Origin of the sequence: Burkholderia sp. HMSC10F09, from assembly GCF_001806955.1 — a bacterium.
Lineage (GTDB): Bacteria > Pseudomonadota > Gammaproteobacteria > Burkholderiales > Burkholderiaceae > Burkholderia > Burkholderia multivorans.
The window spans coordinates 1-7463 of record NZ_KV786827.1 but is presented as its reverse complement, the minus strand read 5'-3'; the positions used below and the strand labels follow the sequence as shown (position 1 = coordinate 7463).

Here is a 7463-nt window from a genome sequence, read left to right as displayed (position 1 = left end):
GGAGCATCCGGCGCGCCGCGCGGCACGCCGCAACCGGCCGGCGCACGCGGCGGTCCGGCGCCGGGCACGTTCTGGTCGCATGGATACGCGGTCGCGGCCGATTATCTGACCCATCTCGCGAGCCGCGCCGGCATCGCCGATGCGCGCGGCAAGGCGCTCGTCGCGCTGGCGGCGCTCGTCGCGCTGGCCGCCATCGCCGCCAGCCGTGGCGGTCCGCTCGCGTGTCTCGCCGCGCTCGCCTGCGGCATCTCGGTGTTCGGCGTGTGGCTCGCGTCGCGAATTCAGCGGCGCCGGCTGAAGATCGTCCGGCAGATTCCGTCGTTTCTCGACGGGATCGTGCGGCTCGTGACGCTCGGCAACAGCGTGCCGGCCGCATTCCAGGCCGCGTTGCTGACGACCGAGGAGCCGCTGCGCGGATGCCTCGACCACGTGTCGCGGATGTTGCGCGGCGGTGTCGAAATCGATCGCGCGATGCTGCATATCGCGAAGATCTACCGGACCGAGGAGTTCGAGCTCGTCGGTTCGGTGCTGCGGTTGTCCGTCAAATACGGCGGCCGCGCGGACGTGATGCTCGAACGCATGGCCGTGTTCATGCGCGATCTCGAACAGGCCGAGCGCGAACTGACCGCGATGTCGGCCGAGACACGGCTGTCGGCATTCGTGCTCGTGATGCTGCCGATCGCGATCGCGAGCTTCGTGATCATGACGAACCCGCAGTATCTGCACGGGATGTGGAACGACCCGAGCGGGCAAATGCTGCTCGTGATCGCGTTCCTGCTTCAATTGTTCGGCAGTATCTGGCTGTATCGAATGGCTCGACTGAGGTGATGCAATGACGGCTACCCAGATCGGCGCGTTGGCGCTCGCACTCGGCGCATTCGGCCTATTGCTGCTCGGGATCGCTGCGTTGCGGCGCGCGAGCGCGACCTCGCGTGCCGAGCGCGCGCTGAACGATGCGCTCGACCGGCGGATGGCCGCGCTCGAAGCGGCGCGCACACGCCCCGCAGGCGAAGAGGATGCCGCTGCGAAACCCGATGCGCGTCGCAGTCAGCGTGTCGAACGCTTGCTCGAGCGGCTGTCGGCGGCCGGCATGCGCTGGCTCGACACAGGGCTCGGCAAGCACGTCGTCGCCGAAGAGGACCGCCGGCTCCTCGAGCAGTGCGGCTACGTCGATGCGCGCACGCGCGGCTTGTTTCTGAGCGCGCGGCTCGCGATGGGCGTCGGGCTGCCGCTGCTGTTCGCGATCGTGGCGAGCGGCCGTGTGAGCGGCGGGTACTGGATGATCGGCATGTGCGCGGCGTTCGGGGTCGGCTTCATGCTGCCGAAGCTTTACATCCGGCGTCGCGCGGCGGCGCGGCGACAAAGCGTCGGCAACGAATTGCCGTTGCTCGTCGACATGCTGCGTCTGCTGCAGGGCGTCGGGCTGTCGCTCGATCAAAGCCTGCAGGTCGTGACGAACGATTTTCGCGGAATGCTGCCCGTGCTGTCGTCGGAAGTCGGCATCGCGCAGCGGCAGTTCGCGGCGGGACGCACGCGCGAGCAGTCGTTGCAGCGGCTGTCGAGCGGCTTCGACAACGAGGATTTGCGTGCCGTCGTGCGCTTGATGATTCAGGTCGACAAGCATGGCGGCGCGGTGCAGGAGCCGCTGAAGCAATTCGGCGACCGGCTGCGCGAGACGCGCCGCGCGCTGCTGCGCGAGCGGATCGGTCGATTGACGGTGAAGATGACCGGCGTGATGGTGCTGACGCTGTTGCCCGCGCTGCTGATCGTGACGGCCGGGCCCGGGATGCTCGCGGTGATGCGCGCGCTGTCGCCGCACCATTGACGGACGGAAGGAAAGAACGATGAAGCGGATCAGCCAGACGATGCGATGCGCGGGCGCGGCGGCGGCAGCGCTGCTGCTCGGCGCGTGCGCGACGAAGGACAGCGGCTACGGCGTCAACGCACAGACCGAGCGCGCGGCGCTGCTGCAGGCGGCCGACCAGAAGCAGGCGGTGCCCGATACGCCGGCGATGTATCTGGGATTGATTCAACGGATGCAGACGCAGGGACTGTACTACGCGTCGCTTGCGCATATCGATGCGTACGAGAAGGCGTACGGCGGCTCGCCGGACACGATCCTGCTGCGTGCGGATGCGCTTCGAATGACCGATCAGCCGGCCGCGAGCGCGGCCGCGTATACGCAGCTGCTGCAGACGCCGCTCGCCGCGCGTGGCTATCGCGGGCTCGGGCTGCTCGCCGGCGCGGCAGGCGATTTCGAGCGCGCGGTGCAGGCGCTGACGCGCGCGTCCGATCTTGCGCCGACCGATGCGTCGCTGCTGTCGGATCTCGCGTACGCGAAGCTGCGCAACGGCGATGTGGTCGGCGCGCGCGTGCCGCTGATGAAGGCGGTCGAACTGGATCAGCGCAATCCGAAGATCGTCAGCAACCTCGCGCTTTATCTGCTCGCGGCCGGGCGCTCGCAGGATGCGCAGCGGCTGATGAATCAACAGCGCTTGCCGGCCGACATCCGCAAGGACATCGCGAACGACGCCGCGAGGATCGCGGCGGCCGTGCGCGCCCAGCAGCGGGCGGTCGCGACGCCGCCGGTCGTGTCGCGTCGCGGTGCAACCGAGCCGATCACGCCGATGGCGAGCAATCTCGGTTACGACCAGACCGTGCCGCTGCTGCAACGGTTTGCACAATGAATGGACAGGCGGGGAACGACATGAACGGCAACAAGCGGCAGCGGAACGGGTGGGCGGTGCGGATCGCGCTGGCGGGCGCGATCGCGTGGACGGCAGCGGGCTCGGGCGTCGCGCGTGCGCAGGCGACCGCTTCGGACGTCGGGCGCTCGACGACGGAATGGCTGTCGATGCAGCGCGACAACCGCGCGGCGGCGCCGACGCAGCCGTTGCTCGGCGACGTCGCGTCGCTGGTTTATCAGCGGTATCTGGAATCGTTCAAGCACAAGATTCCGGAGTCGATGGGTTCGACGTTGAGTTCAAGCGGCATGTCGTCGTCACTCGGCGCGGGCGCTGCTCAATAGCGAGGTGAAGATGCGCTCGGATCCGCGGCGGCAAGACGGTTTTGCCCGGTCGCAACGCGCCGGCTCGAGAGCTCAGCGCGGCTCGGTGGCGGTCGTCGCGGCGATCTGGATTGCGGTCGCCCTCATCGTGCTGGGCTCGATCGACGTCGGAAATCTCTATTTTCAGCGGCGCGATTTGCAGCGCGTGGCGGACATGACCGCGCTCGCGGCCGTACAGAGCGTGAACGATTTGTGCCCGCAAACGGATACGACCGTGACCGCGTCGGGATCGAATGCCGTCGTGACGGCTGCATATCGGGGCGCCGCATTGAACGGCTTCGATGCGCAGGCATCGGGCAATTCGATGAGCATTGCATGCGGCCGCTGGGACGTGAGCGACTACGGTGCGGCCGCCGGTTATTTCGGAACGGCGACGAACCAGTTGAATGCGGTCCGGGTAGTGGCCACGAAGACCGTGCCGCTTTTTTTCATCGGCCCGCCCCGCACGATCAGCGCCGCGTCGACGGCGAAGGCGAGCAATATCGACACGTTTTCGATCGGCACGACGCTTGCGATGTTCGGCAGCAATCAGGATTGCGCCGGCAATAGCGTTTCAGCCGATCAGCGCAACACAGGGCTCGTCAATGCATTGCTCGGTGCGCTGCTCAATACGTCGCTGTCGCTCAATATCGGTTCGTATCAGGCGCTCGCGTGCACACGGGTGAAAGTCGGCGATCTGGTGAAGGCGCAAGTCGGCGCAGGTACCGTCGATCAGTTGCTGGCGACGAAGCTCACGCTGAACCAACTGGTATCGGTGATGGCGACGGCGTTGAAGAACACGTCGGTGGCAAACCTCGGCATCTATTCGTCGGCGAGTTCTGCCGCGCTCGATACGCTGGCGCACCTGACGCTTCCCGGCGGCCAGATTCCGATCGGCGACGCGAGCAATGCGCCGGGGCTGTTGTCGCTCGGCATCGCGAATACGCAGGCGGCGGCCGACGCATCGGTCAGCTTGCTCGATCTGCTGTTCACAGCTGCGGAGATCGCCAACGCGAATGCGAAAAGCCCGGCCGTCAACGTCAATACGGGACTCAATCTGCTCGGCCTCGCCCAGGCGACGCTGCAAGTGCAGGTCATTCGTCCGCCGACGATCGCGATCGGCGAGGGCGGCACGGATCCGTCGAAACCGGCCGGCACCTGGCGTACATCCGCTCACACGGCCGACGTCGCGGTCTACCTGAATATCGGCGTCGGGACATGGGATCTACTGAGCCTCCTCGGTATTTCGGCGCAGGTCCAGTTGCCGGTCTACCTCGAGGTCGCGCCCGGGACCGCGGTGCTAACGTCCACGAGTTGCGCCGCGACCGCCGCGGACAGCCGCGCGTATATCACTGCCACCCCCGGACTGCTGAACGCTTGCGTCGGCGACGCGCCGCTCAACAAGTACGGCATGATGGACGTATCGGGCGGCTACTCGTGCAGCAAGACGGCGACGCTGGTGAACGTCGACGTGCTCGGCAAGCTCGGCATCGCGACGCTCAACGCGACCGTTCCGGCGATCTCGGTTCCCGGCGTGGCGTCCACGGGCGGATCGTTGGTTTTCGACGGGATCAGCGGTAATTCCGATGACTATCAGAGCACGAGCTCCGGAGTGGGCCACGTATTGGCGAACGCGTTGAGTGGCCCCGTCGCAGCACTTTCAAGTTCGGCGGGGCTCGTCGTCAACGCGACGCTGCTCGGGATCCCGATCCGTGTGAGCACCGGGTTGATCGGGAATCTGCTCGCACTGCTGACTCAATCGACGCTGAATCCGATACTTGGAGCACTGGATCAGCTGCTCGTACCGTTGCTTCAGCTCCTTGGTGTTCAGGTCGGCGTAGCCACGGTGCACAATATGTCGCTGGCTTGCGGTGTCGCACAAACGGTAGGTAATTAAAGAAGCAGTTGAAACCGATGAGAACCCCCCCCGCAATCGAAGAACTCGACCTCTACGTCTGGGAAGGCAAGGCGGACATCGTCGACCGCGTCGCCCGATGCATGGCGAGCTTCGACGTCGAAGTGATCCGCGCCGACAACGCGGAGATCTCGCCCGAACGCGCCGCGTTGCGGCCGTCGCTCGCGATCATCAGCGTGACGATGATCGAAAGCGGCGCGGCGTTCCTGCGCGACTGGCAAGCCAACATCGGCATGCCGGTCGTCTGGGTCGGCGCCGCGCGCGATCACGACGCGTCGCAGTATCCGCCCGAGTACTCGCATATCCTCCCGCTCGACTTCACGTGCGCGGAACTGCGCGGCATGGTCGGCAAGCTCGTCACGCAATTACGCGCGCACGCCGCCGAAACGCTGCAGCCCTCGGTGCTCGTCGCGCACTCGGAATCGATGCAGGCGCTGCTGCGCGAAGTCGATACCTTTGCCGATTGCGATACGAACGTGCTGCTGCACGGCGAGACCGGCGTCGGCAAGGAGCGCATCGCGCAGTTGCTGCACGAAAAGCATTCGCGCTATCGGCACGGCGAATTCGTGCCGGTCAACTGCGGCGCGATTCCGGACGGCCTATTCGAATCGCTGTTCTTCGGACACGCGAAAGGCTCGTTCACCGGCGCGGTGGTCGCGCATAAAGGCTATTTCGAGCAGGCCGCCGGCGGCACGCTGTTTCTCGACGAAGTCGGCGATCTGCCGCTCTATCAGCAGGTGAAGCTGCTGCGCGTGCTCGAAGACGGTGCGGTGCTGCGTGTCGGCGCGACGTCGCCCGTCAAGGTCGATTTCCGTCTCGTCGCGGCGAGCAACAAGAAGCTGCCGCAGCTCGTGAAGGAAGGGCTGTTCCGCGCGGATCTGTATTACCGGCTCGCGGTGATCGAGCTGAACATTCCGTCGCTCGAGGAACGTGGCGCGGTCGACAAGATCGCGCTGTTCAAGTCGTTCGTCGCGGAGGTGGTCGGCGAGGAGCGGCTCGCGGAATTGCCGGATCTGCCGTACTGGCTTGCCGACGCGGTCGCGGACAGCTATTTCCCCGGCAACGTCCGCGAACTGCGCAATCTGGCCGAGCGCGTCGGCGTGACGGTGCGGCAGACGGGCGGTTGGGACGCCGCGCGGCTGCAGCGCTTGATCGCGCACGCACGCAGCGCCGCGCAGCCGGTGCCGGCGGAAAGCGCGGCGGAGGTGTTCGTCGACCGCAGCAAGTGGGACATGAACGAGCGCAACCGCGTGATTGCCGCGCTCGACGCGAACGGCTGGCGGCGCCAGGATACCGCGCAGCAACTGGGGATCAGCCGCAAGGTGCTGTGGGAAAAAATGCGGAAGTACCAGATATTCGACGAAGAGCCCGAGACCCGCGAAAGCGAGTAATTAATGAGATAAAATCGCGCTGAATTACAACAACTCGCGCGAGGAATAACACTTGAAGAGCCATGTTACGGGGTTGGGGCGGGCGTTCGTATTGCTCGCCGCGGTAGGAGGCATGCAGGGCGCGTACGCGCAAGGGCTCGCCGGCAATACGGCCTCGCCGGTGCAGCAGGCGTCGGCGCCGGTGGCTGCGATTCCTTCGGTCGATGCGCAGGGGCAGACGGCGGTGCAGGCCCAGGCCGGCGAGACGACCGGGCAAAGCACCGTCGACGAACTGCAGCGTCAGATTCAGGCGCATGCACTGACGGAGATGCGCACGAGCTACAACGGCAGCTACGGTTCGAGCCTGCTGTTCAACGTGAAAGACGGCGCATATTTCGTCGCGCTGTTCCAGCAGAAGGCATTCTGGCGCGTGATCAAGACCTACGACGAAGCGCGTGCGGAAATGATCTATCGCGACTTCTCGCGCCAGGCCGAGCGGCTGGCCGTCAACGAGCTGCGCGCGGCCAAGCTCGAATCGCAGAAAGTGCAGATGGATCGGCAGATCGAAGTCGCGCAGGAACGTGCGCGCCGGCTTCAGGCCGATATTTCGATCGCACGCGAGCAGCAGGCCGCGGTGGCCGATCGCCAGAAGAGCGTACGCGACGAAACGGCGGCGTTGCAGGCGCAGCAGGCGGAGCTTCAGGCGCAACTGCGCGCGTTGCAGCAGCAGGTGCGTTCGCTGCAGCGTGAGGCCAACGCCGGTTTGCCGAGCGCGGCACACTGACCGATCCAGCGGCGGCGCGTGGCGCCGCAGCGTCCTGAAGAGAGAAGGGCAAGCCGACCGGCTTGCCCTTTTTGTTTTTACTGGCCGTCCGGCACGATCCGGCGGCGGCGCGTCACGATGACGGGCCCGTTGCTGCCGCGCGTATCGGAAGGCGATCCGCCGCCCGACGCGTCGCCGGCGTCGCGCGGCGCACCGTAGTTTTCACGCGGCGTACCGTAACCTTCGCGCGGCTCACGGGAACCGTAACCTTCGCGCGGTTCGCGCGACCCGTAGCCTTCACGCGGTTCACGCGACCCGTACCCTTCGCGCGGTTCGCGCGAGCCGTAGCCCTCGCGCGGCTCACGGGAG

7 protein-coding genes and 1 pseudogene are annotated in these 7463 nt (G+C 66.2%); 7 read left to right on the top strand and 1 reads right to left on the bottom strand.

Annotated elements, in window-relative coordinates:
• From HMPREF3115_RS21250 to HMPREF3115_RS21220, 7 genes are all read left to right on the top strand, one after another.
• A partial coding sequence (locus tag HMPREF3115_RS21250) for a type II secretion system F family protein (RefSeq protein ID WP_070555922.1) occupies nt 1-828 on the top strand: 828 nt, incomplete at its 5' end.
• 4 nt (nt 829-832) lie between these two features.
• Entirely contained in the window at nt 833-1825 is a 993-nt protein-coding gene (locus tag HMPREF3115_RS21245; protein ID WP_006400295.1) for a type II secretion system F family protein, read from the top strand.
• Nucleotides 1826-1844: 19 nt separating this feature from the next.
• Entirely contained in the window at nt 1845-2687 is an 843-nt protein-coding gene (locus HMPREF3115_RS21240; RefSeq protein WP_070555919.1) for a tetratricopeptide repeat protein, read from the top strand.
• 20 nt (nt 2688-2707) lie between these two features.
• Nucleotides 2708-3028, top strand: coding sequence for a DUF3613 domain-containing protein (locus tag HMPREF3115_RS21235; protein WP_070555917.1), 321 nt, complete (start codon nt 2708-2710; stop codon nt 3026-3028).
• Between the two features lie 10 nt (nt 3029-3038).
• Nucleotides 3039-4943: a TadG family pilus assembly protein gene (locus HMPREF3115_RS21230; protein WP_227747609.1), complete on the top strand. Its 1905-nt coding sequence runs from the start codon at nt 3039-3041 to the stop codon at nt 4941-4943.
• Between the two features lie 17 nt (nt 4944-4960).
• On the top strand, nt 4961-6352 hold the full coding sequence (locus HMPREF3115_RS21225) for a sigma 54-interacting transcriptional regulator (protein ID WP_006400291.1): 1392 nt from the start codon (nt 4961-4963) through the stop codon (nt 6350-6352).
• Between the two features lie 112 nt (nt 6353-6464).
• Nucleotides 6465-7115 (top strand): DUF2968 domain-containing protein, encoded by a 651-nt coding sequence (locus tag HMPREF3115_RS21220; RefSeq protein ID WP_006404926.1) that lies wholly within the window; start codon nt 6465-6467, stop codon nt 7113-7115.
• A 77-nt stretch (nt 7116-7192) separates the two neighbouring features.
• Here HMPREF3115_RS21220 and HMPREF3115_RS32010 read toward each other — a convergent pair.
• A pseudogene (locus tag HMPREF3115_RS32010) lies at nt 7193-7463 on the bottom strand (RNA chaperone Hfq); the annotation flags it as partial.